Origin of the sequence: Pseudomonas sp. A6, assembly GCF_052367875.1 — a bacterium.
GTDB classification, from domain to species: Bacteria; Pseudomonadota; Gammaproteobacteria; order Pseudomonadales; family Pseudomonadaceae; genus Pseudomonas; species Pseudomonas citronellolis.
The window spans coordinates 6,159,172-6,185,095 of record NZ_CP198970.1 but is presented as its reverse complement, the minus strand read 5'-3'; the positions used below and the strand labels follow the sequence as shown (position 1 = coordinate 6,185,095).

The 25,924-nt window shown below is 71.2% G+C and carries 27 protein-coding genes; 22 read left to right on the top strand and 5 right to left on the bottom strand.

Annotation, left to right across the window (positions count from 1 at the left end; genetic code table 11):
* The 19 genes from ACTWJ5_RS27165 (at position 1) to ACTWJ5_RS27075 (ending at position 17,880) form a co-directional block, all read left to right on the top strand.
* On the top strand, positions 1–468 hold the full coding sequence (locus tag ACTWJ5_RS27165) for a EutP/PduV family microcompartment system protein (RefSeq protein ID WP_074982150.1): 468 nt from the start codon (positions 1–3) through the stop codon (positions 466–468).
* Positions 465–1,160 (top strand): ethanolamine utilization acetate kinase EutQ, encoded by a 696-nt coding sequence (gene eutQ / locus ACTWJ5_RS27160; protein WP_116426124.1) that lies wholly within the window; start codon positions 465–467, stop codon positions 1,158–1,160. Before ACTWJ5_RS27165 ends, eutQ begins: the two co-directional genes overlap by 4 nt.
* A gap of 7 nt (positions 1,161–1,167) precedes the next feature.
* Positions 1,168–2,010 (top strand): ethanolamine utilization cob(I)yrinic acid a,c-diamide adenosyltransferase EutT, encoded by an 843-nt coding sequence (gene eutT, locus ACTWJ5_RS27155; RefSeq protein ID WP_043316655.1) that lies wholly within the window; start codon positions 1,168–1,170, stop codon positions 2,008–2,010.
* Positions 2,007–3,008 carry a phosphate acetyltransferase gene (locus ACTWJ5_RS27150; protein ID WP_249918782.1) on the top strand — a complete coding sequence of 334 codons (1,002 nt, stop codon included), beginning with the start codon at positions 2,007–2,009 and terminating at the stop codon, positions 3,006–3,008. The genes eutT and ACTWJ5_RS27150 overlap by 4 nt, the downstream gene beginning before the upstream one ends.
* Before the next feature lie 96 nt (positions 3,009–3,104).
* Complete coding sequence (gene eutM / locus ACTWJ5_RS27145) at positions 3,105–3,398, top strand: ethanolamine utilization microcompartment protein EutM (protein WP_009615702.1); 294 nt, start codon at positions 3,105–3,107, stop codon at positions 3,396–3,398.
* A gap of 115 nt (positions 3,399–3,513) precedes the next feature.
* Entirely contained in the window at positions 3,514–3,801 is a 288-nt protein-coding gene (eutN, locus tag ACTWJ5_RS27140) for an ethanolamine utilization microcompartment protein EutN (protein ID WP_249918783.1), read from the top strand.
* Between the two features lie 94 nt (positions 3,802–3,895).
* A complete protein-coding gene (locus ACTWJ5_RS27135; RefSeq protein WP_444436908.1) occupies positions 3,896–5,317 on the top strand; it encodes an aldehyde dehydrogenase family protein in 1,422 nt (473 codons plus the stop codon).
* Positions 5,318–5,324: 7 nt separating this feature from the next.
* Positions 5,325–6,161, top strand: a complete 837-nt coding sequence (eutJ, locus tag ACTWJ5_RS27130) for an ethanolamine utilization protein EutJ (protein ID WP_074982166.1) — start codon at positions 5,325–5,327, stop codon at positions 6,159–6,161.
* 1 nt (position 6,162) lies between these two features.
* Positions 6,163–7,410: an iron-containing alcohol dehydrogenase family protein gene (locus ACTWJ5_RS27125; protein WP_253410142.1), complete on the top strand. Its 1,248-nt coding sequence runs from the start codon at positions 6,163–6,165 to the stop codon at positions 7,408–7,410.
* On the top strand, positions 7,407–8,651 hold the full coding sequence (gene eutH / locus ACTWJ5_RS27120; RefSeq protein ID WP_444436907.1) for an ethanolamine utilization protein EutH: 1,245 nt from the start codon (positions 7,407–7,409) through the stop codon (positions 8,649–8,651). The genes ACTWJ5_RS27125 and eutH overlap by 4 nt, the downstream gene beginning before the upstream one ends.
* Before the next feature lie 9 nt (positions 8,652–8,660).
* Positions 8,661–10,079 carry an ethanolamine ammonia-lyase reactivating factor EutA gene (locus ACTWJ5_RS27115; protein ID WP_444436906.1) on the top strand — a complete coding sequence of 473 codons (1,419 nt, stop codon included), beginning with the start codon at positions 8,661–8,663 and terminating at the stop codon, positions 10,077–10,079.
* Between the two features lie 9 nt (positions 10,080–10,088).
* The gene (locus ACTWJ5_RS27110) at positions 10,089–11,450 is read left to right on the top strand and encodes an ethanolamine ammonia-lyase subunit EutB (RefSeq protein WP_116426119.1); all 1,362 of its coding nucleotides are present in this window, start codon (positions 10,089–10,091) and stop codon (positions 11,448–11,450) included.
* A gap of 10 nt (positions 11,451–11,460) precedes the next feature.
* Entirely contained in the window at positions 11,461–12,342 is an 882-nt protein-coding gene (eutC, locus tag ACTWJ5_RS27105; protein ID WP_261747684.1) for an ethanolamine ammonia-lyase subunit EutC, read from the top strand.
* A 25-nt stretch (positions 12,343–12,367) separates the two neighbouring features.
* Positions 12,368–13,027 (top strand): ethanolamine utilization microcompartment protein EutL, encoded by a 660-nt coding sequence (gene eutL, locus ACTWJ5_RS27100; RefSeq protein ID WP_061562765.1) that lies wholly within the window; start codon positions 12,368–12,370, stop codon positions 13,025–13,027.
* Between the two features lie 13 nt (positions 13,028–13,040).
* Positions 13,041–13,529 carry a BMC domain-containing protein gene (locus tag ACTWJ5_RS27095; RefSeq protein ID WP_064584334.1) on the top strand — a complete coding sequence of 163 codons (489 nt, stop codon included), beginning with the start codon at positions 13,041–13,043 and terminating at the stop codon, positions 13,527–13,529.
* The gene (locus ACTWJ5_RS27090; protein ID WP_444436905.1) at positions 13,526–14,881 is read left to right on the top strand and encodes a 4Fe-4S dicluster domain-containing protein; all 1,356 of its coding nucleotides are present in this window, start codon (positions 13,526–13,528) and stop codon (positions 14,879–14,881) included. Before ACTWJ5_RS27095 ends, ACTWJ5_RS27090 begins: the two co-directional genes overlap by 4 nt.
* A complete protein-coding gene (locus ACTWJ5_RS27085; protein WP_009615720.1) occupies positions 14,881–15,429 on the top strand; it encodes a BMC domain-containing protein in 549 nt (182 codons plus the stop codon). The genes ACTWJ5_RS27090 and ACTWJ5_RS27085 overlap by 1 nt, the downstream gene beginning before the upstream one ends.
* A 109-nt stretch (positions 15,430–15,538) precedes the next feature.
* Entirely contained in the window at positions 15,539–16,597 is a 1,059-nt protein-coding gene (eutR, locus tag ACTWJ5_RS27080) for an HTH-type transcriptional regulator EutR (RefSeq protein ID WP_256512831.1), read from the top strand.
* Positions 16,598–16,695: 98 nt separating this feature from the next.
* Positions 16,696–17,880, top strand: coding sequence for an acetate/propionate family kinase (locus tag ACTWJ5_RS27075; RefSeq protein ID WP_444436904.1), 1,185 nt, complete (start codon positions 16,696–16,698; stop codon positions 17,878–17,880).
* A gap of 16 nt (positions 17,881–17,896) precedes the next feature.
* Here the strand turns inward: ACTWJ5_RS27075 and dxs are convergent, their stop codons facing one another.
* From dxs to ACTWJ5_RS27060, 3 genes are all read right to left on the bottom strand, one after another.
* The gene (dxs, locus tag ACTWJ5_RS27070) at positions 17,897–19,807 is read right to left on the bottom strand and encodes a 1-deoxy-D-xylulose-5-phosphate synthase (RefSeq protein WP_116426112.1); all 1,911 of its coding nucleotides are present in this window, start codon (positions 19,805–19,807) and stop codon (positions 17,897–17,899) included.
* A gap of 613 nt (positions 19,808–20,420) precedes the next feature.
* Positions 20,421–21,308: a (2E,6E)-farnesyl diphosphate synthase gene (gene ispA / locus ACTWJ5_RS27065; RefSeq protein ID WP_444436903.1), complete on the bottom strand. Its 888-nt coding sequence runs from the start codon at positions 21,306–21,308 to the stop codon at positions 20,421–20,423.
* A complete protein-coding gene (locus ACTWJ5_RS27060; protein WP_009615726.1) occupies positions 21,305–21,547 on the bottom strand; it encodes an exodeoxyribonuclease VII small subunit in 243 nt (80 codons plus the stop codon). The genes ispA and ACTWJ5_RS27060 overlap by 4 nt, the downstream gene beginning before the upstream one ends.
* A gap of 118 nt (positions 21,548–21,665) precedes the next feature.
* Between ACTWJ5_RS27060 and ACTWJ5_RS27055 the strand changes: the two genes are divergently transcribed.
* Together ACTWJ5_RS27055 and ACTWJ5_RS27050 are read left to right on the top strand one after the other, a co-directional pair.
* Positions 21,666–22,265 carry an acyl carrier protein phosphodiesterase gene (locus tag ACTWJ5_RS27055; RefSeq protein WP_043316628.1) on the top strand — a complete coding sequence of 200 codons (600 nt, stop codon included), beginning with the start codon at positions 21,666–21,668 and terminating at the stop codon, positions 22,263–22,265.
* 67 nt (positions 22,266–22,332) lie between these two features.
* Positions 22,333–23,199, top strand: coding sequence for a universal stress protein (locus tag ACTWJ5_RS27050; RefSeq protein ID WP_074982190.1), 867 nt, complete (start codon positions 22,333–22,335; stop codon positions 23,197–23,199).
* A 147-nt stretch (positions 23,200–23,346) separates the two neighbouring features.
* Here the strand turns inward: ACTWJ5_RS27050 and ACTWJ5_RS27045 are convergent, their stop codons facing one another.
* Both ACTWJ5_RS27045 and olsB read right to left on the bottom strand, forming a co-directional pair.
* The gene (locus tag ACTWJ5_RS27045; protein ID WP_444436901.1) at positions 23,347–24,111 is read right to left on the bottom strand and encodes a lysophospholipid acyltransferase family protein; all 765 of its coding nucleotides are present in this window, start codon (positions 24,109–24,111) and stop codon (positions 23,347–23,349) included.
* Positions 24,111–24,869 carry an L-ornithine N(alpha)-acyltransferase gene (gene olsB, locus ACTWJ5_RS27040; RefSeq protein WP_043273335.1) on the bottom strand — a complete coding sequence of 253 codons (759 nt, stop codon included), beginning with the start codon at positions 24,867–24,869 and terminating at the stop codon, positions 24,111–24,113. Before olsB ends, ACTWJ5_RS27045 begins: the two co-directional genes overlap by 1 nt.
* Positions 24,870–25,013: 144 nt before the next feature.
* Here olsB and ACTWJ5_RS27035 point away from each other — a divergent pair, with 144 nt between their 5' ends.
* Positions 25,014–25,910 (top strand): acyl-CoA dehydrogenase, encoded by an 897-nt coding sequence (locus ACTWJ5_RS27035; RefSeq protein WP_261747691.1) that lies wholly within the window; start codon positions 25,014–25,016, stop codon positions 25,908–25,910.
* Positions 25,911–25,924: the final 14 nt, after the last annotated feature.

The following is a 25,924-nucleotide window of genomic DNA, read 5'->3' as shown; positions in this document are numbered from 1 at the left end:
ATGGACGCGCCGCGTTATGCCCTCATCGGTGGCGTCGGAGCCGGCAAGACCACCCTGTTCAACGCCCTGTGCGGCAATCCCGCGGCGGCGCGCAAGACCCAGGCGCTGGACTACGGCCCCTGCGGCGCGCTGGACACCCCCGGGGAGTTCGTCAGCCACCCGCGCCTGTACCGCGCGCTGATCACCAGCACCGACGACGTCGACACCCTGGTCTACGTGCACCCCGCCGATGCGATGGAGTGCCGCCTGCCGCCCGGGCTGCTGGACATCCACGCCGGCAAGCGGCTGATCGGGGTGATCAGCAAGTGCGACCTGCCCGGCGTCGACCTGCCCGCCATCGAGCGCCTGCTGCGCAGCCACGGCATCGACGGCGAGATCGTCCATACCGCCAGCGACGACCCCGCCAGCATCGAGCGCCTGCGCGCGCTGCTGAACGCACGGAATCCGATCGAGGACCTGTTGAGATGAAGAAGCTGATTACCGCCAACGACATCCGTGAAGCCATCGCCGCCGGGCAGAGTTCCCTGGCCGTGGAGCTGCCGCGCTGCATCGTCACCCCGGAGGCGCGCACGGTCGCCGAACAGGCGGGCCTGGCGCTGATCGAGCGGGTGGCCGGCGAGCCGGCGGCGGCAGCGCCCGAGTCGGCCGTAGCCGGGCCGAGCGAGGACGAGCTGGCGCGGATTCGCGCCGAGGTGCTGGCGCGGCTGCCAGCCGAAGTGGACGCGCAACTGGTCGACCAACTGGTGCGCAAGGCCGCGCAACAGGGCGGCGCCTGCGTGGCCCGGGCGGCCTTCGAGGCGCGCACCGGCGCCGGCGGGATCAAGCTGGTGAAGGGCGGCAGCGTGCGCTTCGGCCGCCTGGAGGGCGTGCCGGGCGAATACCAGATCGGCATCACCGACGTGGTCGGCGCCGAGGACGGCAGCAGCATGGGCGCCGGCTTCATGCAGTGGGAGAACGCGTTCTTCCCCTGGACGCTGAACTACGACGAAGTGGACCTGGTGCTGGAGGGCGAACTGCACATCCGCCAGAACGGCGAGACCCTGGTGGGCCTGCCCGGCGACCTGCTGTTCATTCCCAAGGGCAGCGCCATCGAGTTCGGCACCCCGAGCCGGGTGCGCTTCCTCTACGTGGCCTGGCCGGCCAACTGGCAGGAACAGTGAGGCGGCCATGAGCACTTTCATCACCGAAAGCTGGCTGCGCGAGCGCCACGGCCTGAGCGAAGGCACCGAGCTGCGGCTGCCCGCCGACGCGCGGTTGACCCCCGCCGCCCGCGCGCTGATCGACGAGCGCCACCTGTCGCTGAAGTTCCATGACGAACAGGGCCGCCTGTACCGGGCGACCGAAGAGCCGGACGCGGACGGCGCGCCGTGCCTGCAGGCGGTGCACGGGCTGACCGGCAGCGCCCGGCGCGTCGCCGCGACCTGCCAGCTGTGCGGCTCGGCGCCGGCCGACAAGCCTGCCGGGATGACCCACCTGAACGCCCACGAACTGGTGGCCAAGAACGACCCGCGCCTGCAGTTCCGCGCCCAGCTGGACGCGGCCATCGCCCTGGCGGTGTGGCTGCAGGTGGAGCTGCCGGAGCCGGCCGAACTGGCCGCCTGGCTGGCCGACATCCGTTCGCTGCTCGGCCAACTGATGCGCGCCGACGTGCTGGACGAGGAACTGGCCGGATTCGCCGTCGGCGGGCTTGACGAGGCTGTGCTGCACCGCCTGTCCCACGCGCCGCTGAAATACCTGGGCCACGATCACCTGGTGCCCGAGTGCGGCCACGGCCGCGCGCCGGCGCTGCTCAACCTGCTGCGGGCCAAGGTCCGCGAGGTGGAAATCTGCGCCGCCCAGGTGTTCATGGAGGCCGGCTTCAAGCTGCGCCGCGCGGACCTGCTGCATGCCCTCAACCGCCTGTCCAGCGCGCTCTACGTGGCCATGCTGCTGAGCCTGCTGCACCTGCGCGGGCAACCCTGGCCGAGCGCCGCGGAACTGAGTCGGCGCGTGCAGGGAGAGGCCCCATGAAACTGTTCGACGACTGCCGCCGGGCCGCCCGGCAGAACCCGCCGCGGGTGGTCTTCCCCGACGCCCTGGACCGCCGCGCCATCGAGGCGGCGCAATACCTCAAGGCCGAGGGCCTGGCCGAGCCGCTGCTGCTGGGCAACCCCTTCGCCCTGCGCGGCTACTGCCTGGAGCGGCACATCCGCCTGGGCGACCTCGGGCTGATCGACCCCGCGCGCTCGCCCTGGCTGCACGGTTTCGCCCAAGACCTGGCCCGGCGCCAGGACAAGCTGAGCCCCGAGCAGGCCCTGGAACAACTGCACGACCCGTTGTGGTTCGGCGCGGCGCTGCTGGCGGCCGGCCAGGTCGACCTGTGCATCGCCGGCAACCTCAGCGCCACCGCCGACGTGCTGCGCGCCGGCCTGCGGGTGGTCGGCCTGGCGCCGGGCAACCGCACGCTGTCCTCGGTGTTCTTCATGCTGCCGGCGGACGGCGGCGCCCCGCTGGCGTTCGCCGATTGCGGCGTGGTGCCCCGGCCGACGGTGGAGCAGTTGGCGGACATCGCCCTGGCCTCGGCGGCCAGCTTCGAGCGGGTGACCGGCGAGCCGGCGCGGGTGGCGATGCTCTCGTTCTCAAGCCACGGCAGCGCCAGGCACGCCGACGCCGAGGCGGTGCGCCAGGCCTGCGAGTTGGTGCGCGAGCGCCGGCCGGAGCTGTGCGTCGACGGCGAGATCCAGTTCGACGCCGCCTTCGTCCCCGAGGTGGCTGCGGCGAAGGTGCCCGGCAGCCCGCTGGGCGGGGCGGCCAACGTGTTCGTGTTCCCCAGCCTGGAGGCCGGGAACATCGGCTACAAGATCGCCCAGCGGCTCGGCGGCATGAACGCCATCGGCCCGATGCTGCAGGGCATGAACGCGCCGCTGCACGACCTGTCGCGCGGCTGCACGAGCGAGGAAATGATCCAGACGGTGTTGCTGGCCAACAAGATGGCCGGCGGCGCCGAGGCTGTCGGGCGAGTCGCCTGAGCCGGACGGCGGCCCCCGCCGTCCGGGGGTAACGCGAGTGGCTAGCCACTCCGAAGAGGCCCTGCGAAGGGCGATCGATTGTTCGAGGAGAGTGAGATGGAAGCATTAGGCATGATCGAAACCAAGGGCCTGGTGGCGCTGATCGAGGCCTCCGACGCCATGGTCAAGGCCGCCCGGGTGAAGCTGGTGGGCGTCAAGCAGATCGGCGGAGGCCTGGTCACCGCCATGGTCCGCGGCGACGTCGCGGCCTGCAAGGCGGCCACCGATGCCGGCGCGGCCGCCGCGCAGCGCGTCGGCGAAGTGGTCTCGGTGCAGGTGATCCCGCGTCCGCATTCGGACCTGGAAGAGGTCTTTCCGATCAAGCTGGCGGCGGATCGCCCGGTGGATTGAGCGGCTCGCCGCGACCGTCCGAGCGGTGCCCGCGCTCGCCCTGCGCGTTCCGGGCGCCGCCACTGAGGAACCATGCGTACGCCGCGAGGGACGCGGCCCGACGAGGTAACAGGCGATGAAACTGGCGATTGTCGTGGGGCAGGTGGTGTGCACCGTGAAGCATCCGGGCATGGGCCTGGACCGGCTGCTGCTGGTCGAGATGCTCGACCGCGCCGGCCGCCCCGACGGTGAACGGCACGTGGCCAGCGACAGCCTCGGCGCCGGCAACGGCGAGTGGGTGATGCTGGCCGGCGGCAGCGCCGCGCGCCAGGCCCTGGCCGAGGTGCGCGCGCCGATCGACCTGTGCGTGGTCGGCATCGTCGACGAAGCGGTGCTCGACGGCAGCCTGCTCTACCGCAAATAGGCCCGCCCCCGGCGGTCATTCACGACAAGCGTCCTCCACCGGCCCGCGCCAGGTGGAGTGGCCCGGCTCATCCCTGAATTCTGTGAGGCACGACGTGGACATCAACCCGAAGGAAATCGAACAGGTGGTCAAGGCGGTGCTCGCCTCGATAGGGGCGACCTCCACGGCCGCTGTCGCGTCGCCGGGCGCGACCTGCGCCCCCGGCGTGTTCGTCGAACTGGACGCCGCCGTGGCCGCCGCCGCGCAGGCGCAGCAGGCATTGCGCTCGGTGGCCCTGCGCGACCGGGCCATCGCCGCCATCCGCGCCGCCGGCGAGCGCCACGCCGAGGAGCTGGCGGAGCTTGCGGTGGAGGAAACCGGCATGGGCCGGGTGGCCGACAAGACCGCCAAGAACATCGCCCAGGCCCGCCACACGCCCGGCAGCGAATGCCTGCAGGCGCAGGTGCTCAGCGGCGATCGCGGGCTGACGCTGATCGAGAACGCGGCCTGGGGCGTGATCGCCTCGGTGACGCCCTCGACCAACCCGGCGGCCACCGTCATCAACAACGCCATCAGCATGATCGCCGCCGGCAACAGCGTGGTGTTCGCCCCGCACCCGGCGGCCAAGCGGGTGTCGCAGCGCACCGTCAGCCTGCTCAACGAGGCCATGGTCGAAGCCGGCGCGCCGGCCAACCTGGTCACCACCGTGCAGCGCCCGGACATCGAGACCGCCCAGCGGCTGTTCCGCTACCCGGGCATCGGCCTGCTGGTGGTGACCGGCGGCGAGGCGGTGGTGGAAGCCGCGCGCAAGCACACCGACAAGCGCCTGATCGCCGCCGGCGCCGGCAACCCGCCGGTGGTGGTGGACGAGACCGCCGACCTGGCCCGCGCCGCGCGCGACATCGTGTTCGGCGCCTCGTTCGACAACAACATCATCTGCGCCGACGAGAAGGTGCTGATCGTGGTCGACAGCGTCGCCGACGCCCTCAAGGCCGAGATGCTCAAGCAGCAGGCCGTGGAGCTGAGCGCCGCCCAGGGCCAGCAACTGCTGCCGTTGCTTTTGCCGAAGGTCGACGAGCAGGGGCGCGGCAGCGTCTCGCGCGACTGGGTCGGCCGCGACGCCGCCAAGATCGCCGCCGCCATCGGCCTGCAGGTGCCGGAACAGACGCGCCTGCTGCTGCTGGAAACTCCGGCCGACCATCCCTTCGCCATCACCGAGATGATGATGCCGGTGCTGCCGATGGTGCGCGTGGCCAACGTCGACCAGGCCATCGCCCTGGCGGTGAAGCTGGAGGGCGGCTGCCACCACACGGCGGCCATGCACTCGCGCAACCTCGACCACCTGGACCGCATGGCCAACGCCATGGACACCAGCATCTTCGTCAAGAACGGGCCGTGCCTGGCCGGCCTGGGCTTCGGCGGCGAGGGCTGGACCACCATGACCATCACCACGCCGACCGGCGAGGGCGTGACCTCGGCGCGCACCTTCGTGCGCCTGCGCCGCTGCGTCATGGTCGACCACCTGCGGATCGTCTGAGGCGGCCATGCAACGCGATCTCGAAAACTGGCTGCTGCCGCGCCTGGAACGCGCCGCCTACTGCCTGGCGCACCCCGTCGCGCAACCGGGCGACCGCGGGCCGCTGAGCCTGGGCATCGACCTGGGCACCAGCGCCGTGGTGTCGGTGGTGCTCGATGCCCAGGCGCTGCCGGTGGCGGTGCGCCTGGACTGGGCCGACGTGGTGCGCGATGGCGTGGTCTGGGACTTCTTCGGCGCGGTGAAGCTGGTGCGCAGCCAGGTGGAGAGCCTGGAGCGGCAGTTGGGCGTGTGCTTCCAGCGCGCCGCGACCTCGTACCCGCCGGGCACCGAGGCGAGCATTTCCACCCATGTGCTGGAGGCCGTCGGCCTGGAAGTCGGCTGCGTGATCGACGAGCCCTCGGCGGTGGCGCGGATGCTGCGCCTGGACCGCGCCGCGGTGGTGGATATCGGTGGCGGCACCACCGGCGTCGCCGTGGTGCACGGCGGCGAGGTGACCTACTCCGCCGACGAACCCACCGGCGGGCATCACGTCAGCCTGGTGCTCGCCGGCCACCTGGACGTGTCGCTGGAGGAAGCCGAGCGGCGCAAGCGCAAGGAGGGCGAGGCCCTGTGGCCGCTGGCGCGCCCGGTGTTCGAAAAGATGGCCGACATCGTCCACACGCACCTGCAAGGCCAGGACGTGGACGCCATCTACCTGTCCGGCGGCTCCTGCACCCTGCCCGGCGTGCAGCCGCTGTTCGCCGCGGCCTTCCCCGCGCAGCGGGTGATCCTGCCCGCGCCGCCGCTGTTCACCACGCCGCTGGCCATCGCCGCCTGCGGCCTGCAAGCCGAGGAGGAACGCTGACATGCACGAGCAGGACGTCGGCCGGGTGATCTATCGCGCCCTGGACATGCTCAATGCCCGCGCGGTGCGCGAATTCCGCGTGCCGCCCAGCACCTACATCGGTCCCGGCGCCACCGTGCGCGCCGGCGAGGCCTGCGCGGCGCTGGGTATCCGCCGGCTGTTCGTGATGGTCGACGGCCGCCTGCACGAGCAGGCGCTGGACCAGGGCCTGCTGCGCTCGCTGGACGACGCCGGGCTGGGCTGCGAATGCCTGGTCTACGCCGGCGGCGAGCCGCACAGCGAAGTGGTGGAGGCCGCCGGCCGGCAACTGCTGGCCGCCGACTGCGACGGCGTGCTGGCCTTCGGCGGCGGCTCGGTGCTGGACGCGGCCAAGGCCACCGCGCTGCTGGCGGCCAACCCGGAACGCCGGGTGAGCGACCTCGGCGACGGCCCGGCGCTGCGCCGGCGCATGCCGCTGATCGCCGTGCCGACCACCGCCGGCACCGGCTCCGAGGCCACCAACGTGGCGGTGATCACCGATAGCCAGCGGCACCTGAAGCAGGTGCTGGTGCACACCGACCTGATCCCCGACCTGGCGATCATCGACGCCTGCCTGACCCTCGGCGTGCCGCCGGCGGTGACCGCCGCCACCGGCATAGACGCGCTGACCCACGCCATCGAAGCCTACGTCGCGCCGAGCGCCACGCCGCTGACCCAGGGCCTGGCCCTGCGCGCCGTGGCGCTGATCGGCGAGGCCCTGCCGCTGGCGGTGGGGCAGGGCGGCAACGTCGGCGCCCGCGAGTCGATGATGCTCGCCTCGTACATGGCCGGCATGGCCTTTTCCAATTCCGGCCTGGGCCTGTGCCACGCCACCGCGCACCCCCTCGGCGCGCGCTACGGCATTCCCCACGGCCAGGCCAACGCCCTGATGCTGCCGGCGGTGATGCGCTTCAACCAGTTGGTGTGCAAGCACGCCTACGCCGACATCGGCCACGCCCTCAGCCGCGAAAGCCTGGATGCCGAACGCAGCATCGCCGCGGTGCAGCGCCTGATCGACGAAGTCGGCGCCGCCGGCCGCGACCTGCGGGCCCACGGCGTGCGCCGCGAGGACTTCGCCGCGTTGGCCGAGGCGGCCCGGCAGGACATCTGCCTGGCCGGCAACCCGCGCAGCGCCTGCGCGCAACAGATCAGCGCGATCTACCAGGACGCCTGGCAGCGCCGAGGCGCCTGCCAGCAAGGAAACAATTCTGTTCAGGAGCAGTTGTCATGAGCATCAACGAAATCATCCTGTACGTGATGATGGTCTTCCTGCTGATCGGAGCGGTGGACCGGGTATTCAGCCAGTTCGGCGGCTCCGAGAAGGTCCTCGGCCATCTCGGCCTGGGCTGGCTCGGGCGCGGCATCGGCGGCTCCGGCGGGCAGTTCGAGGAAGGCTTCATGGCCATGGGCGCGCTGGGCCTGGCGATGGTCGGCATCACCGCCCTGGCGCCGGTGCTGGCCAACCTGCTGGGGCCGCTGGTGATCCCGCTGTACGAGAGCGTCGGGGCGAGCCCGGCGATGTTCGCCGGCACCCTGCTGGCCAACGACATGGGCGCCTTCTCCCTGGCCAAGGAACTGGCCGGCGGCGACACCGCCGCCTGGCTGTACTCGGGGCTGATCCTCGGCGCCATGATGGGCCCGACCCTGGTGTTCATCATCCCGGTGGCGCTGGGCATCATCGACCCCGCCGACCGCCGCTACCTGGCCCTGGGCACCCTGGCCGGGATCGTCACCGTGCCGCTGGGCTGCATCGCCGGCGGGCTGGTGGCGATGTACTCGGGCATCGAGGTCAACGGCGAGCCGGTGAGCTTCTCGCTGGCGATGATCCTCGTCAACATGATCCCGGTGCTGGCGGTCGCGGCGCTGATCGCCCTGGGCCTGAAGTTCTGCCCGGAGAAGATCATCGCCGGCTTCGAGGTGTTCGCCAAACTGCTGGTGGGGCTGATCACCCTCGGCCTGGCCGCCGCGGTGGTGCAGTTCACCGTGGGCTGGACGCTGATCCCGGGGCTGGACCCGATCTTCATGGCCGAGGGCGACGAGCCCGGCGCGGTGATGCGCGCCATGGAAGTGATCGGCTCGATCGCCTGCGTGCTGCTCGGCGCCTACCCCATGGTGCTGCTGCTGACGCGCTGGTTCGGCACCCCGTTGATGAAGGTCGGCGGCCTGCTGGGCATGAACCGGGACGCCGCCGCCGGCATGGTGGCGAGCCTGGCCAACGTGATCCCGATGTTCGGCATGTTCGGCAAGATGGATGCGCGCGGCAAGATCATCAACTGCGCCTTCGCCGTGTCCGCCGGCTTCGCCCTGGGCGACCACCTCGGCTTCACCGCGGCGAACATGTCCGCGATGATCTTCCCGATGCTGGTCGGCAAGCTGTTCGGCGGCATCACCGCGGTGGCCGTGGCCATGCTCATCGCGCCCAAGCCGCGGCCGGCCGACAGCGGCCTGTCCGCGCCGCTGGGCGCCGAGTAGGGCGCGGCCATGAGCAGGCGCGAGCTGCGCAGCGTCGGCATCGACGTCGGCACCACCACCACCCAGGTGATCTTCTCGCGCCTGGTGCTGGTCAACCGTGCCTCGCTGTCCCAGGTGCCGCACTACGAGTTCGCCGCGCGGGAGGTCACCTACGTCAGCCCGGTGGCCTTCACCCCGATCGACTTCGAGGGCCACCTGCGCGAGGACGAGCTGCTCGCCTTCATCCTCGAACAGTACCGCGCCGCGGGCCTGGAGCCCGCGCAGGTGGAGTCCGGCGCCATCATCATCACCGGCGAGACCTCCAAGGCGCGCAACGCCCGCCCGGCGGTGCTGCGCCTGGCCGAGCGGCTGGGCGACTTCGTGGTGGCCAGCGCCGGGCCGCACCTGGAATCGGTGATCGCCGGGCGCGGCGCCGGCGCGGCGGAGCTGTCCGCCGCCTGCGCCGGGCGGGTGCTGAACATCGACATCGGCGGCGGCACCGCCAACTACGTGCTGTTCGAGGCCGGCCGGGTGATCGGCTCGGCCTGCCTGAACGTCGGCGGGCGCCTGGTGGAAACCAACAGCCGCGGCGCGCTGCTGCGCCTGCACGGGCCGGCGCGGGCGGTCTGCCGCGAGCTGTTCGGTGGCGAGCCGCAGGCGCTGTCCATCGAGCAACTGCGCACGATTGCGCGGCGCATGGCGGCGTTGCTCTACGAGGTGATCGACGGCGCGCTTTCGCCGCTGGCCCGGGAGCTGCTGATGACCGAGCCGCTGCCGGCGGTAGGCCGGCTGCAGGCGCTGACCCTCTCCGGCGGCGTCGGCGAATGCTTCTACCACGGCGCGGAGCAGGCGCCGTTCCGCTTCGGCGACATCGGCCCGCTGCTGGCCACGGCGCTGCACGAGGACCCCGGCTTCCAGCGCCTGCCGCTGGCCGAGCCGAAGCAGACCGTGCGCGCCACGGTGATCGGCGCCGGCGCCCACAGCCTGTCGCTGTCCGGCAGCACCATCTGGTTGCGCGAAATGCAGCTGCCGATGCGCAACGTGCCGGTGGTGCCCTGCGCGACCGATTGGGCCGCCGGCCAGGGCGCGGGCCTCGCCGACGGCTGGCGGCAGAACCTGCTGCGCATGGACCTGCGCACCGACGAAGACCTCTACGCCCTGGCCCTGCCGGCGGACCTGCCGGTGGCCTACCGGGCCATCCAGCGCTGCGTGGAAGAACTCGCCGGCTTCCAGCGCCATGAATCCCAAGCCCATCCGTTGCTGGTGGTGGCCGCCCAGGACCTCGGCAAGGTCCTCGGCATGCTCCTGCAGCCGCGCCTGGCCGGCCGCGCCCTGGCGGTCATCGACGAAGTGGCGACCAGCGATGGCGACTACATCGATATCGGCAGCCCGTTGTTCGACGGCGAGATCCTTCCGGTCACCGTCAAGTCACTGGCTTTCCCTTCCTGAGGTGGTGTGATGAAACTCAAGACCCAGTTGTTCGGCAAGACCTATCAGTTCAAGGACGTCAAGGAGGTCCTGGCCAAGGCCAACGAGCCGCGCTCGGGCGACGTGCTCGCCGGCGTGGCGGCGGGCACCGCCCAGGAGCGGGTGGCGGCCAAGCAGGTGCTGGCGGAACTGACGGTGGCCGACGTGCGCATGAACCCGGTGATCCCCTACGAGGAGGACAGCGTCACCCGGCTGATCCAGGACGGCATCAACGAGAGCGCCTACGCGCGCATCGCCCAGTGGCGCATCGGCGAGCTGCGCGAATACATCCTCGCCGACGACACCGGCGCCGACGACATCGCCTTCCTGCGCAAGGGCCTGAGTTCCGAGGTGGTGGCGGCGGTGGCGAAGATCTGCTCCAACGCCGACCTGATCTACGCCGCCAAGCGCATGCCGGTAGTGAAGAAGGCCAACAACACCATGGGCCTGCCCGGGCGCTTCAGCGCGCGGCTGCAGCCCAACGACACCCGCGACGACGTGCAGAGCATCGCCGCGCAGATGTACGAGGGCCTGTCCTACGGCATCGGCGACGCGGTGATCGGCGTCAACCCGGTGACCGACAACGTCGAGAACCTCACCCGCGTGCTGCACACCGTCTACGAGGCCATCGACAAGTTCGCCATCCCCACCCAGGGCTGCGTGCTGGCCCACGTCACCACGCAGATGGAAGCGATCCGCCGTGGCGCGCCGGGCGGGCTGATCTTCCAGAGCATCTGCGGCAGCGAGAAGGGCCTGCGCGAGTTCGGCGTGGAGCTGGAGATGCTCGAGGAGGCGCGCGCGGTGGGCGCCGAGTACAACCGCATCGCCGGGCCCAACTGCCTGTACTTCGAGACCGGCCAGGGCTCGGCGCTGTCCGCCGGCGCCCACTACGGCGCCGACCAGCTGACCATGGAAGCGCGCAACTACGGCCTGGCCCGCCACTTCGACCCCTTCATGGTCAACACCGTGGTCGGCTTCATCGGCCCGGAGTACCTGTACAACGACCGCCAGATCATCCGCGCCGGCCTGGAAGACCACTTCATGGGCAAGCTCAGCGGCATCTCCATGGGCTGCGACTGCTGCTACACCAACCACGCCGACGCCGACCAGAACTCCAACGAGAACCTGATGATCCTGCTCGCCACCGCCGGCTGCAACTTCATCATCGGCATGCCGATGGGCGACGACATCATGCTCAATTACCAGACCAACGCCTTCCACGACACCGCCACCATCCGCCAACTGCTGGGCCTGCGCCCGGCGCCGGAGTTCGAGCGCTGGCTCGAACGCATGGGCCTGATGAGCGACGGCCGGCTGACCGCCCGCGCCGGCGATCCATCCATTTTCTTCTGAGGGAAGCGACATGCATCAGCAGCAGATCGAGGACATCGTCCGTTCGGTATTGAATGAACTCCAGGCCCGCCCCGCGCCGGCGGCCCCTGGCGTTGCGGCGGCGGCGCCGAGCGCCGTGGAAGAGGGCCTGTGCGCCTGGGACCTGGGCTCGGAGCAGGCCCGCCAGTGGATCGGCGTCCAGGCCCCGCAGCGCCCCGAGGTGCTGGAGGAATTCCGCAAGGCCACCGCCGCGCGGGTGTGCCTGGGCCGCGCCGGCGTGCGCCCGCGCACCCAGGCGCTGCTGCGCTTCCTCGCCGACCACTCGCGCTCCAAGGACACCGTGCTCAAGGAGGTGCCCGCCGAGTGGGTGGCCCAGCAGGGCCTGCTGGAAGTGCAGTCGGAAATCGACACCAAGGACCAGTACCTGACCCGCCCGGACATGGGCCGCCGCCTCAGCGAAAAGGCGGTGGCGACCCTGCAGGCCGAGTGCCGGAAGAACCCGCAGGTGCAGGTGGTGATCTCCGACGGCCTGTCCACCGACGCGGTGACGGTGAACTTCCAGGAAATCCTCCCGCCCCTGCTGGAGGGCCTGAAGAACGCCGGGCTGGACGTCGGCACGCCGTTCTTCGTGCGCTACGGGCGGGTCAAGGTCGAGGACCAGATCGGCGAACTGCTCGGCGCCCAGGTGGTGATCCTGCTGGTGGGCGAGCGCCCCGGCCTGGGCCAGTCCGAGAGCCTGTCCTGCTATGCGGTGTACAAGCCGACCCTGGCCGGCACCGTGGAGGCCGACCGCACCTGCATCTCCAACATCCACCGCGGCGGCACGCCGCCGGTGGAGGCGGCGGCGGTGATCGTCGACCTGGCCCGGCGGATGCTGGAGAAGCAGGCCTCCGGCATCGCCCTGAACCGCTGAGCCCATTGCTGAGGAGCAACCCGACATGAGCATTCTCGATCCGATCAAACCGAGCGTCACGGCCATGCGCCTGATCGCCTCGTTGCAGGAAGACTTCCGCCGCGAGCTGAAGGTGGGCGAGCACATCCGCAGCCTCGGGCTGATCAGCGTCGACTCCGACGACGTCGCCTACATCGCCGCCGACGAGGCCACCAAGCAGGCCCAGGTGGAAGTGGTGTACGGCCGCTCGCTGTATGCCGGGGCGGCCAACGGGCCTTCGTCCACCGCCGGCGAGGTGCTGATCATGCTCGGCGGCCCCAACCCCGCCGAGGTACGCGCCGGGCTCGACGCCATGAGCGAGGTGATCGAGGCCGGCCCGAGCTTCCGCTGGGCCGACGACGCCCACAGCGTGGCCTTCCTCGCCCACGTGGTGTCGCGCACCGGCAGCTACCTGTCGGCCGGCGCCGGCATCGCCCTGGGCGACCCCATCGCCTACCTGGTGGCGCCGCCGCTGGAGGCCACCTACGGCATCGACGCCGCGCTCAAGGCCGCCGACGTGCAACTGGTGACCTACGTGCCGCCGCCCTCGGAAACCAACTACTCGGCGGCCTTCCTCGCCGGCAGCCAGGCGGCCTGCCGCGCCGCCTGCAACGCCTTCTCCGAGGCGGTGCTGGAGATCGCCCGCAACCCCATCCAGCGGGCCTGAGGAGGTGAGCGCCATGATCGATGCCCTGGGCTTGCTGGAGGTCAGGGGCCTGGCCTGCGGCATAGAGGCCGCCGACGCCATGCTCAAGGCGGCGTCGGTGCGCCTGCTGCGCCAGGCCGTGACCAACCCGGCGCTGGTCACCCTGGTGGTGGAGGGTGACCTGGCCGCCTGCCGCGCCGCGCTGGACGCCGGCGCGGCGCTGGCGACCCGGCGCGGCTGCCTGGTCAGCCGCAAGGAGATCGGCCGCCCGGAAGACGACACCGCCTACCTGCTGGGCAGCCTGCTGGACGCCGGGCAGGGCCCGGCCCCGGCGCCGGCCCCGCAGGAGGCGCTGCTCGGCCTGCTCGCCCGGCGCAAGCACGGCTACAGCGCCAGCGAGGTGGCGGCGGCCTTCGACATCCCGGTGGCGCAGGCCCGGGCCTGGCTGGAAGGCCTCTTCGCCCAGGGCCGGCTGCGCCGCCGCAGTAGCCGCTACCGCCTGCCGGGAGGGGCGCCGCGATGATTGCCGTCGAGGCCCTGGACGCCGGGGAAATCCGCCGCCGGGTGTTCGCCGCCGGCGTGGTGGGGGCAGGCGGCGCGGGCTTCCCGACCCACGTCAAGCTCAAGGCCGAGGCGGAGATCTACCTGGTCAACGGCGCCGAGTGCGAGCCCCTGCTCAAGGTCGACCAGCAGCTCGCCGTGGAACAGGCCGAATGGCTGCTCAAGGGCCTGCTCCACGGCATGGCCGCCACCGGCGCGAAGCAAGGCATCATCGCCCTCAAGGCCAAGTACCGCGCGGCCATCGAGCGCCTGCAGCCGCTGCTGCCCGAGCGCGTGCGCCTGCACATACTGCCGGACGTCTACCCGGCCGGCGACGAGGTCATCACCATCTGGCTGGCCACCGGCCGGCGCGTGCCGCCGGCGGCGCTGCCGCTGGCCATCGGCGTGGTGGTGAGCAACGTGCAGACGCTGATCAACGTCGGCCGCGCGGTGGAGCTGCAACTGCCGGTGACCCACCGCACCCTGACCGTGAACGGCGCGGTGCGCCAGCCGCTGACCCTCAGCCTGCCGCTGGGCACGCCGCTGCGCGAGGCCCTGGCCCTGGCCGGCGGCAGCACCCTGGAGCGCCCGGCCTTCATCAACGGCGGGCCGATGATGGGGCGCCTGCTGGACGACCTAGACGAACCGGTCAGCAAGACCACCGGCGGCCTGCTGGTGCTGCCGCAGGATCACCTGCTGGTGCGCCGCCGCCGGCAGAGCATGGACTCGGTGCTGGCCATGGCCCGCTCGGTGTGCGAGCAGTGCACGCTGTGCACCGAGCTGTGCCCGCGGCACATGATCGGCCACGAGCTGCCGCCGCACCTGATCGTGCGCGCCACCAACTACCAGCATGTCGCCCAGCCCAGCGTGCTGCTGTCGGCGCTGACCTGCTCCGAGTGCGGCATCTGCGAGGCCTACGCCTGCCCGGTGGAGATTTCGCCGATGCGCCTGAACCAGGCGCTCAAGGCCCGCCTGCGCGAGGAGGGCGCCCGCTACCAGGGCGAACTGCGCGGCGCCGACCCCATGGCCGAATACCGCCTGCTGCCGGTCAGCCGCCTGGTCTCGCGCCTGGAGTTGCAGGCCTACAACCACAAGGCGCCATTGCTGACGCAGGAATATCACCCCGCCGAAGTGCGCCTGGCGCTGCGCCAGCACATCGGCGTGGCCGCCCGGCCCCGCGTTGCCGTGGGCCAGCAGGTGGCGCTGGGCGAGTGCATCGCCGAAGTGCCCGAAGGACAACTCGGCGTGCCGCTGCACGCCAGCATCGCCGGCCGCGTGGCGGAGGTCGGAGACAGCCATATCCGCCTCGTCGCCAACCCACCAGGAGAAGCCTGATGCACCACGCCATAGGTTTGATCGAACTGACCAGCATCGCCCGCGGCGTGCAGCTCGCCGACCTGATGCTGAAGAGCGCCGACGTGCAGCTGCTGGCGGCCAAGACCATCTGCCCCGGCAAGTACATCGCCATGGTCGGCGGCGAGGTCGCCGCGGTGCGCCAGGCGGTGCAGGCCGGCGCGGCCGAGGGCGGGCAGATGCTGGTGGACCAGTTCGTCCTGGCGAACATCCACGAATCGGTGCTGCCGGCCATCAGCGGCGTCAACCCGGTGGAGCGGCCGCGCGCGCTGGGGGTGGTGGAAACCTTCAGCGTGGCGGCCTGCATCGAGGCCGCCGACGCCGCGGTGAAGGCGGCCAACGTCACCCTGGTGCGCGTGCACATGGCCTTCGGCATCGGCGGCAAGTGCTACCTGGTGCTGACCGGCGAGGTCGCCGACGTGGAGGCGGCGGTGCGGGTGGCCTGCGCCAGCGCCGGGGAAAAGGGGCTGCTGGTCCACGGCATGACCGTGCCCAGGCCGCACCTTGACCTGTGGCAACACCTGCTCTGAGCAATCCCCCACAGTGTGAGGTAGCCGTAGAGCCACCCACCTGGCCGTGCCTTGCATGACGAAACCCGACCCGCTCGCGCGGGTCCCTGAAGCTATCGGGCAAGGCGTCATGTCGGACAAGAAAAGCGCAATCGATCTGCATCACCTCTGGGCGTGCGACGGCACGCCGGGCAGGCTGGACGAACCCCTGGGCCACTGCGACGGCGTGCGCCGGCGGCAGACCCGCGACGTCTACGCCCACGCCTGCAACATCACCGCCTGGCAGCAGCTCTACGACCAGCTCGATCCCGGGTCCTTCCGCGGCGAGCTGACCGAGGTCTGGCTCGACGGCCTGCAGTTCTTCCGCGAATACACCAGCCACGCGCTGCACCAGTCCTGCATGGTCTGGCCCGGCGCCTTCTGGTTCGGCATCCCCTACGGCGACAAGGACGTCGGCTACATCGGCCGCGACTGCATCGACGCCCAGGCCATCGCCGTGCGCCCGGGCGGCCGCGAGTTCGAGCTGAGCACCCCGGACGACTACAACATCCTCGGCCTGGTGGTGGAGCGCGAGGCGCTGCTGGAGCACCTGGAACTGGAGGAGCTGCGCCACCTCGGCCTGCTGCTGGAGGAGTCGCGCCTGCTGCAGGTCGAGCCCGGCGCCCGGCGGCGCCTGTGCGACTTCATGCGCGCCGCGCTGGCGCTGGCCCAGGTCGAGCCGCTGAGCCTGCGCGAGCCCGCGGTGGCGCGGCAGCTGAACCACGACCTGCTGCTCTGCCTGCTGGACCTGCTGCAGGGCGCGGAACCCGCCCGCGACGCCTGCTCCCGCACCCTGCTGCGCAAGCACTGGGTGGTCGCCAGGGCGCGCGAATACGTGTTGGACAACCCCTGCCGGCCGGTGAGCGCTCTGGAGCTCTGCCGGCTCCTGCACGTCAGCCAGCGCACGCTGCGCAACTGCTTCCTGGACGTGCTCGGGCGCAGCCCCATCCACTACCTCAAGGCCGTGCGCCTGAACGCCGTGCACCGCGAACTGGGCAGCCCCCACTCGCCCTACGCGACCGTGCAGGACGCCGCCATGGCCTGGGGCTTCTGGCACATGGGGCAGTTCGGGCGCGACTACCAGCAGCTCTTCGGTGAACGGCCCTCGGCCACCCTGGCCAACCGCGAACGCCTGAGCGCGGCCTGGTAGGCCGCACCTCTTCTCCCCGGCGCGCCCGTGCCCGGCCCTTCGCGGTCCGGGGCGGCGCGGCGCGCCGGGCTCTCCCTTGTCCTGCAGGAAAACCTTCCATGTCCGACCGAAGCATCCTCGTCATCAACTGCGGCAGTTCGTCGATCAAGTTCGCCCTGGTCGACGAAAGCTCCCCCGAGTTCCGCGCCAGCGGCATCGTCGAATGCCTGGGCACGCCCCAGGCCAGCCTGCGCATCGTCGACGCCGGCGGCCGCGTCGACCTCGTCCTGCCGAACGCCGACCACCGCCAGGCCCTGGCGCGCCTGCTGCAGCTGGTGCAGGTAGCCGCCGAAGGGCGCCTGCAAGGCATCGGCCACCGCGTGGTGCATGGCGGCGAGCACTTCAGCCAGGCCTGCCGCATCGACCCGCAGGTCATGCAGAACATCCGCGACACCGTCGCCCTGGCGCCGCTGCACAACCCCGGCGCCCTGGCCGGCATCGAGGCGGCCCTGGCGCTGTACCCGCAACTGCCGCAGGTGGCGGTGTTCGACACCGCCTTCCACCAGAGCCTGCCCGAGCACGCCTACCGCTATGCCCTGCCGGAAAGGCTGTACCGGCATTTCGGCGTGCGCCGCTACGGCTTCCACGGCACCAGCCACCGCTACGTCAGCCAGTGCGCCGCTTCCTTGTGCGGCCTGCCGCCGGAGGACAGCTGCTGGCTGTCGGCGCACCTGGGCAACGGCAGCTCCACCTGCGCCATCGTCAACGGCCGCAGCCGCGACACCAGCATGGGCATGACGCCGCTGGAGGGCCTGGTGATGGGCACGCGCAGCGGCGACGTCGACCCCAACCTGCACGGCCACCTGATCCGCAGCCTGGGCTGGACCATCGAGGAAGTCGACAGGATGCTCAACGAAGACAGCGGCCTGCTCGGCCTGTCGGGCTTGTCCAACGACATGCGCACCCTGGAGCAGGCGCGCGCCCGGGGCCACGCGGGCGCGGCCCTGGCCATCGAGGTGTTCTGCTACCGCCTGGCCAAGTCCCTGGCGGCGATGGGCTGCGCCATGCCGCGCATCGATGGCCTGGTGTTCACCGGCGGGATCGGCGAGAACTCGGTGCTGGTGCGCGCCAGGACCCTGGCCCACCTGGGGTTCCTCGGCTTCGCCGTCGACGAGGCGGCCAACGCGGCCTGCGTGGGCGGCCGCTGCCGGGAAATCCACCGGCCCGGCTCGCCGCGGGTGCTGGTGGTGCCCACCGCCGAGGAGCGCATGATCGCCCTGGACACGCTGGCGCTGCTGGGCTGACGCCGCGCGCCGGGGCTCAGGCCTCGGGCGCGGGGTTGGCCAGCAGCGCCAGGCGCTCGGCGATGGCGCGCTCGATGCCGGCGGCGTCCAGGCCGCATTCGGCGAGCATCTGCGCCGGCTTGGCGTGCTCCACGTAGTAGTCCGGCAGGCCCAGGTGCAGCAGCGGCTGCTGGCGGTTCTCGCGGGCGAGGAACTCGCCGACCGCGGCGCCGGCGCCGCCCATCACGGCGTTTTCTTCGATTGTCACCAGCAGTTCGTGGCTGTCGGCCAGCTCACGCACCAGGGCCTCGTCCAGCGGCTTGACGAAGCGCATGTCGGCGACGGTCGCGTCGAAGCGCTCGGCCACCTGCAGGGCCTCGGCCAGCTGCACGCCGAAGGCCAGGATGGCGACCTTGCCGGCCTTGCCCTGGCGGCGCAGCACGGCCTTGCCGATCTCCACCGGTTCCAGCGCCGGGTCGATCGGGGTGTTCGGCCCGCTGCCGCGCGGGTAACGCACCGCCGCCGGGCCCTGGAACAGGTAGCCGGTGGTCAGCAGCTTGCGCAGTTCGTCCTCGTCGCTGGGGGTCATCACCAGCATGCCGGGGATGCAGCGCAGGTAGGAAAGGTCGAAGCTGCCGGCGTGGGTCGGGCCGTCCTCGCCGACCAGGCCGGCGCGGTCGATGGCGAAGAGCACGTCGAGGTTCTGCACCGCGACGTCGTGGATCAGTTGGTCGTAGCCGCGCTGCAGGAAGGTGGAGTAGATCGCCACCACCGGCTTGATGCCGTCGCAGGCCATGCCGGCGGCGAGGGTCACGGCGTGCTGCTCGGCGATGGCGACGTCGAAGTAGCGCTCCGGGAAGCGCTCGGCGAAGGCCACCAGGTCAGAGCCTTCCTTCATCGCCGGGGTGATGCCGACCAGGCGCGGGTCCTGCGACGCCATGTCGCACAGCCACTGGCCGAAGACGTTGGAGTACTTCGGCCCGCCGGCCTTCTTCGGCGCAGCGCCGGCCGGTTCCAGCTTGGTGATGGCGTGGTAGCCGATGGGGTCGGCCTCGGCCGGGGCGAAGCCCTTGCCCTTCTTGGTCACCACGTGGAGGAACTGCGGGCCCTTGAGGTCGCGCATGTTGCGCAGGGTGGCGATCAGCGTGGGCAGGTCGTGGCCGTCGATCGGGCCGATGTAGTTCCAGCCCAGCTCCTCGAATAGGGTGCCGGGGACCAGCATGCCCTTGGCGTATTCCTCGGTGCGGCGGGCGATCTCCCAGGCCCCGGGCAGGCGCGAGAGCACCTTCTTGCTGCCCTCGCGCATGCTGCTGTAGGTGCGGCTGGAGAGGATCTTGGCCAGGTAGTTGGACAGGCCGCCGACGTTGTGCGAGATCGACATGTCGTTGTCGTTGAGGATCACCAGCATGTCGGCCTGCACGTCGGAGGCGTGGTTCAGCGCCTCGAAGGCCATGCCGGCGGTCAGCGCGCCGTCGCCGATCACTGCCACCGACTTGCGCCCGGAGCCCTGCATGCGCGCGGCGATGGCCATGCCCAGCGCGGCGCTGATGGAGGTGCTGGAGTGGCCGACGCCGAAGGTGTCGTACTCGCTCTCCGAGCGCCGCGGGAAGGCGGCCAGGCCGTCCTTCTGGCGCAGGGTGCCCATACGCTCGCGGCGGCCGGTGAGGATCTTGTGCGGGTAGGCCTGGTGGCCGACGTCCCACACCAGGCGGTCGTCCGGGGTGTCGAAGACGTAGTGCAGGGCGATGGTCAGCTCGATCACCCCCAGGCCGGCGCCGAAGTGGCCGCCGGTCTGGCCGACGCTGTAGAGCAGGTACTGGCGCAGTTCGTCGGCGAGGCTGACGAGCTCCGCCTCGCCCAGCCGGCGCAGCTCGACCGGCGTATTGGCGCGGTCGAGCAGGGGGGTGGCGGGGCGCTCGCGGGGGATCTCGTGGAACGTCGTGGGCATCAGGCTGATCGTTATGAGAGGCAAAGATGCGGCAGTTTACCTGATGCTTCTGACAGGCCCAAGCAAGGTGGGGGTGCTGTTTGGTTGGGGGAGGGGGTGGGTTTCTTGCGGTTGTTCCTGTGGGGCGGGGCTGGTTTTGCCTGTGGGCCTTGGGCCAGAGCGCTTGGCCTTCCAAGGGGCGTTCCGGTGCGCGCGGATGTTTCTCTGGAAATCTGTACGGCGCTATGCGCCGAATCGCGGACGGAGTCCGCTCCTACGGTTCCAGGAAGCACGGGTGTAGGAGCAACTGTCTTGCGCCGAGGTGCTCTTCGTAGGATGGGTTGAGCTTGCGAAACCCATGCGGTTGCGGTGATGGGTATCGCTTCGCTCAACGCCATCCTACGAAAAGCCGTGCTTCCTGGAACCGTAGGAGCGGACTTCGTCCGCGATTGGATTCACCGGCCACACCGGGCATCCCGGTGCAATTGGCCTACGGCGTATAACCGCGGAACCAGCCGGCTAACGCTGTGTTATCCACCCACGCCGAACGGCCCCCTCTCCCTCTGGGAGAGGGCTGGGGTGAGGGTTGCGGACTTCGCCGATACCTCGCTGCCTGACCCGTACCGCCGACCCCTCAGCTACGCCGATCGACGATATAGCGAGCCAGCTCCCGCAGCGGCTCAGCACCTTCGCCAAAGCCCTCCAGGGCCGCCAGGGCCTGGTCGCGCAGGGCCAGGGCGTAGGTCTTGGCGGCTTCCAGGCCGAGCAGGGCGGGATAGGTGGGTTTGTCGTGGGCCTGGTCCTTGCCCTGGGTCTTGCCCAGGGTAGCCGTGTCGCTTTCCACGTCGAGGATGTCGTCCTGCACCTGAAACGCCAGGCCGATGGCCCCGGCGTAGCGGGCCAGGGCCTCCAGGCGTTCGGCGTCGGCCTGGCCGCTGGCCAGGGCGCCCAGGCGCACGCTGGCTTCGATCAGCGCGCCGGTCTTGTGCCGGTGCATGGTTTCCAGGGCCGCCTGGTCGATCTTGCGGCCCACCGCCTCGAGGTCGATGGCCTGGCCGCCGACCATGCCGGCGGAGCCGGCGGCGCGGGCTAGGGCGGCGACCATGGCCAGGCGCGTTTCGGCGTCCTGCGGGTTCAACCGGGCCTCGGCCAGCACTTCGAAGGCCAGCGCCTGCAGTCCGTCGCCGGCGAGGATGGCGCAGGCCTCGTCGAAGGCGATGTGGGTGGTCGGCTGGCCGCGGCGCAGGTCGTCGTCGTCCATTGCTGGCAGGTCGTCGTGGACCAGCGAGTAGGCGTGGATCAGTTCCACCGCGCAGGCCGCGCCGTCGGCCCGGGCGGGGTCGCCGCCCAAGGCCTCGCAGGCGGCGTAGGCCAGCAACGGGCGCACGCGCTTGCCACCGTTGACCACGCTGTAGCGCATGGCCCGGTAGAGGCGCTGGAGGTCTTCGCGGGGCGGGGTGAACAGGGTTTCCAGGGCGGCGTCTACACGCGCCTGGCAGCGCGCCTGGTAGGCGGCGATCATGCGTCTTCGCCTTCGCTGTCGAACGGCGCCTCGCTCAGCTCGCCATCGCGCTCCAGCAGCACCTGCACCTTCTGCTCGGCCTGGCTCAGCGCCGCCTGGCATTCGCGGGTCAGGCGGATGCCCTGCTCGAAGGCGCCGAGCGAGTCCTCCAGGGACAACTCGCCACTTTCCAGGCGTTCCACCAGGGTTTGCAGTTCGGCGAGGGACTGTTCGAAATCGACGGCTTTCTTGCGGGCCATGGGACATCTCGGCGGGGTATTCGGAACCCGGCGACACTAGCAGAGACGGGCCTTGCGGGCAAATCCGCGGGCCTTGCCCGGCATCCCGGCGGCGCGGGTTTCGCGCTAAGCTTGGGCCATGAACTACCTCGCCCATCTCCACCTCGGCGGTTCGCAGCCGGCGCAGTTGCTCGGCAGCCTCTACGGCGATTTCGTCAAGGGGCCGCTGGCTGGGCGCTGGCCGGCGGACATCGAGGCGGCCATCCGCCTGCACCGGCGCATCGATGCCTTCACCGACAGCCATCCGCTGGTGCATGCGGCGAAGCTGCGTTTTCCCGCCGAGCGGCGGCGCCTGGCGGGCGTGCTGCTGGACGTGTTCTTCGACCATTGCCTGGCGCGGGACTGGGACACATTCAGCAACGAGCCGCTCAGCGAATTCACCCGCCGCGTCTATGGTGTACTGAACACCACCCCGCAGTTGCCCGAGCGCCTGGCGCGCATCGCCCCGCGCATGGCGGCGCAGGACTGGCTGGGCAGCTACCGCGAGTTCACGGTGCTGCAGGACGTGCTCGCCGGCATGGCCCGCCGGCTGTCGCGCCCGGGCCTGCTGGACGGCGCCTGGGAGGAACTGGCCGAGCGCTACCAGCCGCTGAGCGACGACTTCCGCGCGTTCTACCCGCAACTGCTGGCGCTGGCTGGGCGGCGCGACAATTTGCCTGGGGATCGCCCCCCGGCTTGATATGCATCAAACGTAGGAAAGCCATGAAAGGATGCAATAGAACCCACGACGGAGAGGGAGGTGCAGCATGCTCAAATCATTGATGATCGCCACGGATTTGTCTTCGCGCTCGGAGAAGGCCCTGCAACGCGCCGGCGCCCTGGCCAAGCGCTTCGGCTGCCCGTGGACGGTGCTCTGCGTGGTGGATGAGGACCAGCCGGCGGCGCTGGTCGAGCAGGAGGCGACGCAGGTCCGGCTGCTGCTGGAGGCGCGCCTGGTCGAACTCACCGCCCTGGGCGGCAGTTGCCCGCGCATCCGCGTCGAGGTCGGCGACCCGAACCAGAAGATCGTCAGCTGCGCGCTGGAGGAGGATGTCGACCTGCTGGTGATGGGCTCGCACCGCAAGAGCGTGCTGCGCGACATCTTCGTCGGCACCACGGTGGAACGCGTGGTGCGCGCCGGCAAGCTGCCGGTGCTGATGGTCAACCAGCCGGCGGTCGGTGAATACCGTGACCTGCTATTGGCGCTGGACACCTCGCCGGCCTCGGCCAATGCGGTGCGCGTCGCCGAGCGCCTGGGCCTGCTGCAGGGCGCGGTGCGCCGCGCCATCTATGCCTTCAGCCCGCTGGCCAAGGGCATGATGCAGTACTCCGGGGTCAGCGAGGAGCGCATCGACGAGTTCGTCGGCACCGAGACGCGCCAGGCGGTGGACGAGTTCAAGGCGTTCCTCCGGGACCAGCAGCTGGAACCCTGGATCGACGAGCAGCTGGTCGCCGTCGGCCTGCCGGGCAACGTGCTGGAGCGCATGTCCGAGAAGCACCGGCCGGACCTGCTGGTGATGGGTACCCGGGGCATGGGCGGGATCAAGCGTGCCCTGATCGGCAGTGTGGCCGACTACGCCCTGCGCGAACTGGATTGCGACATCCTGGTCGTGCCGCCGGAAACCGGCGTGTAGGACGGCGCGGCGCAGGCCCTGCGCGCCGCTGGAACGACGGCGCCCGCCATTGGCGGGCGCCGTGCTTTCCGGTTGGCGCTCAAGCCTGCGCCGCCGTCCGGGGCGGAACCTGCCAGCCGTGGCGCCCGGCAGGTTCGACTTTCTCTTTCAGGCGGCCAGCGCCTGGTCCCGAGCGACTTCCCCGTAGATCACCGTGCCGATGGCGGCATGGGCCTGCTGCGCCAGCTGGGCGCGGTCGCGGCCCTGGCTGGGCAGCGGCGCGAGCAGGTGGATTTCCACGCAGCCGCGGTCGTTGCGCAGCAGCCGCAGCAGGTGGCTGACCAACTCGTCGTCGCCGATGAAGGGCGCCAGGGGGTCCGGCTCGCCGTCGCGCAGGTAGCGCAGGGCCACCGGCTGCAGCGGCACCCCGGCGTGGATGGCGCCGGCCAGCAGGCGACCGTGGAAGTTGCGCAGGCCGCGGCCGTCGGTGGTGGTGCCTTCCGGGAAGATCAGCGTCGAGCGGCCCAGCTGCAGGGCCCCGGCGATCTGCTCGCCGAGGCGGCTGCCGTCGCCCGAGCCGCGGCGGATGAACAGGGTGCCGGCCTTTTCCGCCAGCCAGCCGGCCAGCGGCCACTGGCGCACCTCGGCCTTGGACAGGAAGGTCAGCGGCGCCAGGGCGCCGAGCAGCGGGATGTCGAGCCAGGACACGTGGTTGCTGACCCACAGCGCCGGTTGCCGGGGCAGCTCGCCGTAGACCTTCACCCGCAGCGGCAGGGCGCGGCTCAGGCGCGCCAGCCACCAGCGCGTCAGGCTCTGGCGCAGGGCGGTCCAGTCGTAGCCGGGCAGGCGTTCGAGCAGCGCCACCCCGGCGGCCAGCGCCAGGCCCAGGCCGATCACCGCCAGCAGGCGGGCGATGCGCCAGGCGCCGCGCATCACACGGCCGCCTTGAAGTGGCGGGCGTAGCGCGGGCACAGCTCGTCGCGCTTGAGCAGGATGAACACGTCGGCGACCTGGAAGTCCGGGTCCCAGCAGGGCTCGCCGCAGATTTTCGCGCCCAGGCGCATGTAGGCCTTGAGCAGCGGCGGCAGCTCGGCGGTGAGGTTGTCCGGCAGTTCCTGCGCCGGCAGCGGCGTCTTCGGCTCGGCGCGCAGGTTCTCGCGGCACAGGTAGCGCTCGCGCAGGCGCTGCATCACCGCCAGGGCCTGGATGCCGCCGTCGCGCATGGGGATGCTGGCGCAGCCCATCAGGTAGCGGTAGCCGCCCTCGTTGAGCACTTCGGCCAGCTCGCCCCAGAGCACGGCGATGGTGGCGCCGTTGCGGTAGGCCGGGTCGACGCAGGTGCGGCCGATCTCCAGCACCGGGCCCTGCAGCTCGGCCAGGCCGTCGAGGTGGAATTCCTCCTCGCTGTAGAAGCGCCCCAGGCGTTCGGCGGCGCGGTGGTCGAGCAGGCGGGTGGTAGCCACCAGGGCGCCGCTGGCCAGGTCGCGCACGCCGATGTGCAGGCAGTGGCTGTCGTAGTCGTCCAGGTCCAGGCCGAGTTCGGCGCCTTTGAGGCGTGCATCGAACTCGCTGCTGAAGACGCGGAAGCGCAGGGCCTGGGCTTCGCGCAGGGCGCGGGCGCCGCGCAGGCGCACGGCTTTCAGGCGGCGTTCTTCGCGCGGGGTGTCGCAGGCGTGGGCGGTCTGACTCATGCGGAGGCCTCCATGGGCCGGCCAGGCGGGTTGCGGCCGGTCGCCTTTGTTGTGCAAGCTCAGGCTAGGAAGCGGCGGTGTCACGCTTGTGACCCTGGCGTGATGCTTGTATGACAACACCACCCCCCGGATGAGGATCGCCCCATGCCCTGGAACCGCCTGCTCGGCCCCCTGGAGCCACTGCCCGCCGGCCTGGCCCTGGAGGACTGGTACGCCGAACTGCTGGCCTGCGCCGCTGGCGCCGGGCCGCTGGAGCTGGCGGTGCTCGCCGGGCGTCTGGCGGCCACTCCCGGCCTGGCCTTCCTCGGCGGCTACCAGGCGGCCCTGCGCGCCCTGTGGCCGGCGGCCCCGGCCGGGCTGGGCGCGCTCTGCGTCAGCGAGGGCAAGAGCCTGCGCCCGGCGGACCTGGCCACCCGCCTGGACGGCCTGACCCTGCACGGCCGCAAGGACTTCGCCACCGCCGCCGACAGCGCCGCCTGGTACCTTGTGGCGGCGCGCGACGAGCCGGACGGCGAGGCCCCGCGCCTGGCCATGACCGTGGTGCTGGCCGGCGCCCCCGGCGCGCGCCTGGAGCCGATGCCGGCCATGCCGCTGATCCCCGACATCCCCCACGCCCGGCTGATCCTCGAGGGCGCCCACTGCGAGCGCCTGCCGGGCGACGGCTGGGACGCCTACAGCAAGCCGTTCCGCGGCCTGGAAGACCTGCACGTGATGGCCGCGCTGCTGGCCTGGCTGTACGGCGTGGGCCTGGCCAGCCGCTGGCCGCGGGAATTGCCCCTGCGCCTGGCCGGGCTGCTGGCCGGCTGCGCCGAAGTGGCGCGGCACCCGGTGGGCGACACGGCGACGCACCTGCTGCTGGGCGGCCTGTTCGCCCAGTTCGACGCCCTGACCCCGGCGCTGGACGCCGCCATCGCCCAGGGCCCGGAGCATTGGGCGCAGCTGTGGAAGCGCGACCGCGCCGTGCTCGCCCTGGGCGGCAGCGCTCGCGCCAGGCGCCTGGACAAGGCCTGGGCGGCACTGGGGCTTGACCCAGGTCAGTGAGGCCGGCGCCCGCG

Coding starts and splice junctions, on each gene's coding strand:
- ACTWJ5_RS27165 (WP_074982150.1), top strand. CDS start 1: ATGGACGCGCCGCGTTATGCCCTCATCGGTGGCGTCGGAGCCGGCAAG.
- eutT (WP_043316655.1), top strand. CDS start 1,168: ATGAGCACTTTCATCACCGAAAGCTGGCTGCGCGAGCGCCACGGCCTG.
- ACTWJ5_RS27075 (WP_444436904.1), top strand. CDS start 16,696: ATGTCCGACCGAAGCATCCTCGTCATCAACTGCGGCAGTTCGTCGATC.
- olsB (WP_043273335.1), bottom strand. CDS start 24,869: ATGAGTCAGACCGCCCACGCCTGCGACACCCCGCGCGAAGAACGCCGC.
- eutC (WP_261747684.1), top strand. CDS start 11,461: ATGCATCAGCAGCAGATCGAGGACATCGTCCGTTCGGTATTGAATGAA.
- ACTWJ5_RS27060 (WP_009615726.1), bottom strand. CDS start 21,547: ATGGCCCGCAAGAAAGCCGTCGATTTCGAACAGTCCCTCGCCGAACTG.
- ACTWJ5_RS27110 (WP_116426119.1), top strand. CDS start 10,089: ATGAAACTCAAGACCCAGTTGTTCGGCAAGACCTATCAGTTCAAGGAC.
- ACTWJ5_RS27055 (WP_043316628.1), top strand. CDS start 21,666: ATGAACTACCTCGCCCATCTCCACCTCGGCGGTTCGCAGCCGGCGCAG.
- eutJ (WP_074982166.1), top strand. CDS start 5,325: ATGCAACGCGATCTCGAAAACTGGCTGCTGCCGCGCCTGGAACGCGCC.
- ACTWJ5_RS27115 (WP_444436906.1), top strand. CDS start 8,661: ATGAGCAGGCGCGAGCTGCGCAGCGTCGGCATCGACGTCGGCACCACC.
- eutH (WP_444436907.1), top strand. CDS start 7,407: ATGAGCATCAACGAAATCATCCTGTACGTGATGATGGTCTTCCTGCTG.
- eutN (WP_249918783.1), top strand. CDS start 3,514: ATGAAACTGGCGATTGTCGTGGGGCAGGTGGTGTGCACCGTGAAGCAT.
- ACTWJ5_RS27035 (WP_261747691.1), top strand. CDS start 25,014: ATGCCCTGGAACCGCCTGCTCGGCCCCCTGGAGCCACTGCCCGCCGGC.
- ACTWJ5_RS27085 (WP_009615720.1), top strand. CDS start 14,881: ATGCACCACGCCATAGGTTTGATCGAACTGACCAGCATCGCCCGCGGC.
- dxs (WP_116426112.1), bottom strand. CDS start 19,807: ATGCCCACGACGTTCCACGAGATCCCCCGCGAGCGCCCCGCCACCCCC.
- ACTWJ5_RS27150 (WP_249918782.1), top strand. CDS start 2,007: ATGAAACTGTTCGACGACTGCCGCCGGGCCGCCCGGCAGAACCCGCCG.
- ACTWJ5_RS27095 (WP_064584334.1), top strand. CDS start 13,041: ATGATCGATGCCCTGGGCTTGCTGGAGGTCAGGGGCCTGGCCTGCGGC.
- eutR (WP_256512831.1), top strand. CDS start 15,539: ATGTCGGACAAGAAAAGCGCAATCGATCTGCATCACCTCTGGGCGTGC.
- ACTWJ5_RS27045 (WP_444436901.1), bottom strand. CDS start 24,111: ATGCGCGGCGCCTGGCGCATCGCCCGCCTGCTGGCGGTGATCGGCCTG.
- ACTWJ5_RS27090 (WP_444436905.1), top strand. CDS start 13,526: ATGATTGCCGTCGAGGCCCTGGACGCCGGGGAAATCCGCCGCCGGGTG.
- eutM (WP_009615702.1), top strand. CDS start 3,105: ATGGAAGCATTAGGCATGATCGAAACCAAGGGCCTGGTGGCGCTGATC.
- ACTWJ5_RS27050 (WP_074982190.1), top strand. CDS start 22,333: ATGCTCAAATCATTGATGATCGCCACGGATTTGTCTTCGCGCTCGGAG.
- eutQ (WP_116426124.1), top strand. CDS start 465: ATGAAGAAGCTGATTACCGCCAACGACATCCGTGAAGCCATCGCCGCC.
- eutL (WP_061562765.1), top strand. CDS start 12,368: ATGAGCATTCTCGATCCGATCAAACCGAGCGTCACGGCCATGCGCCTG.
- ispA (WP_444436903.1), bottom strand. CDS start 21,308: ATGATCGCCGCCTACCAGGCGCGCTGCCAGGCGCGTGTAGACGCCGCC.
- ACTWJ5_RS27125 (WP_253410142.1), top strand. CDS start 6,163: ATGCACGAGCAGGACGTCGGCCGGGTGATCTATCGCGCCCTGGACATG.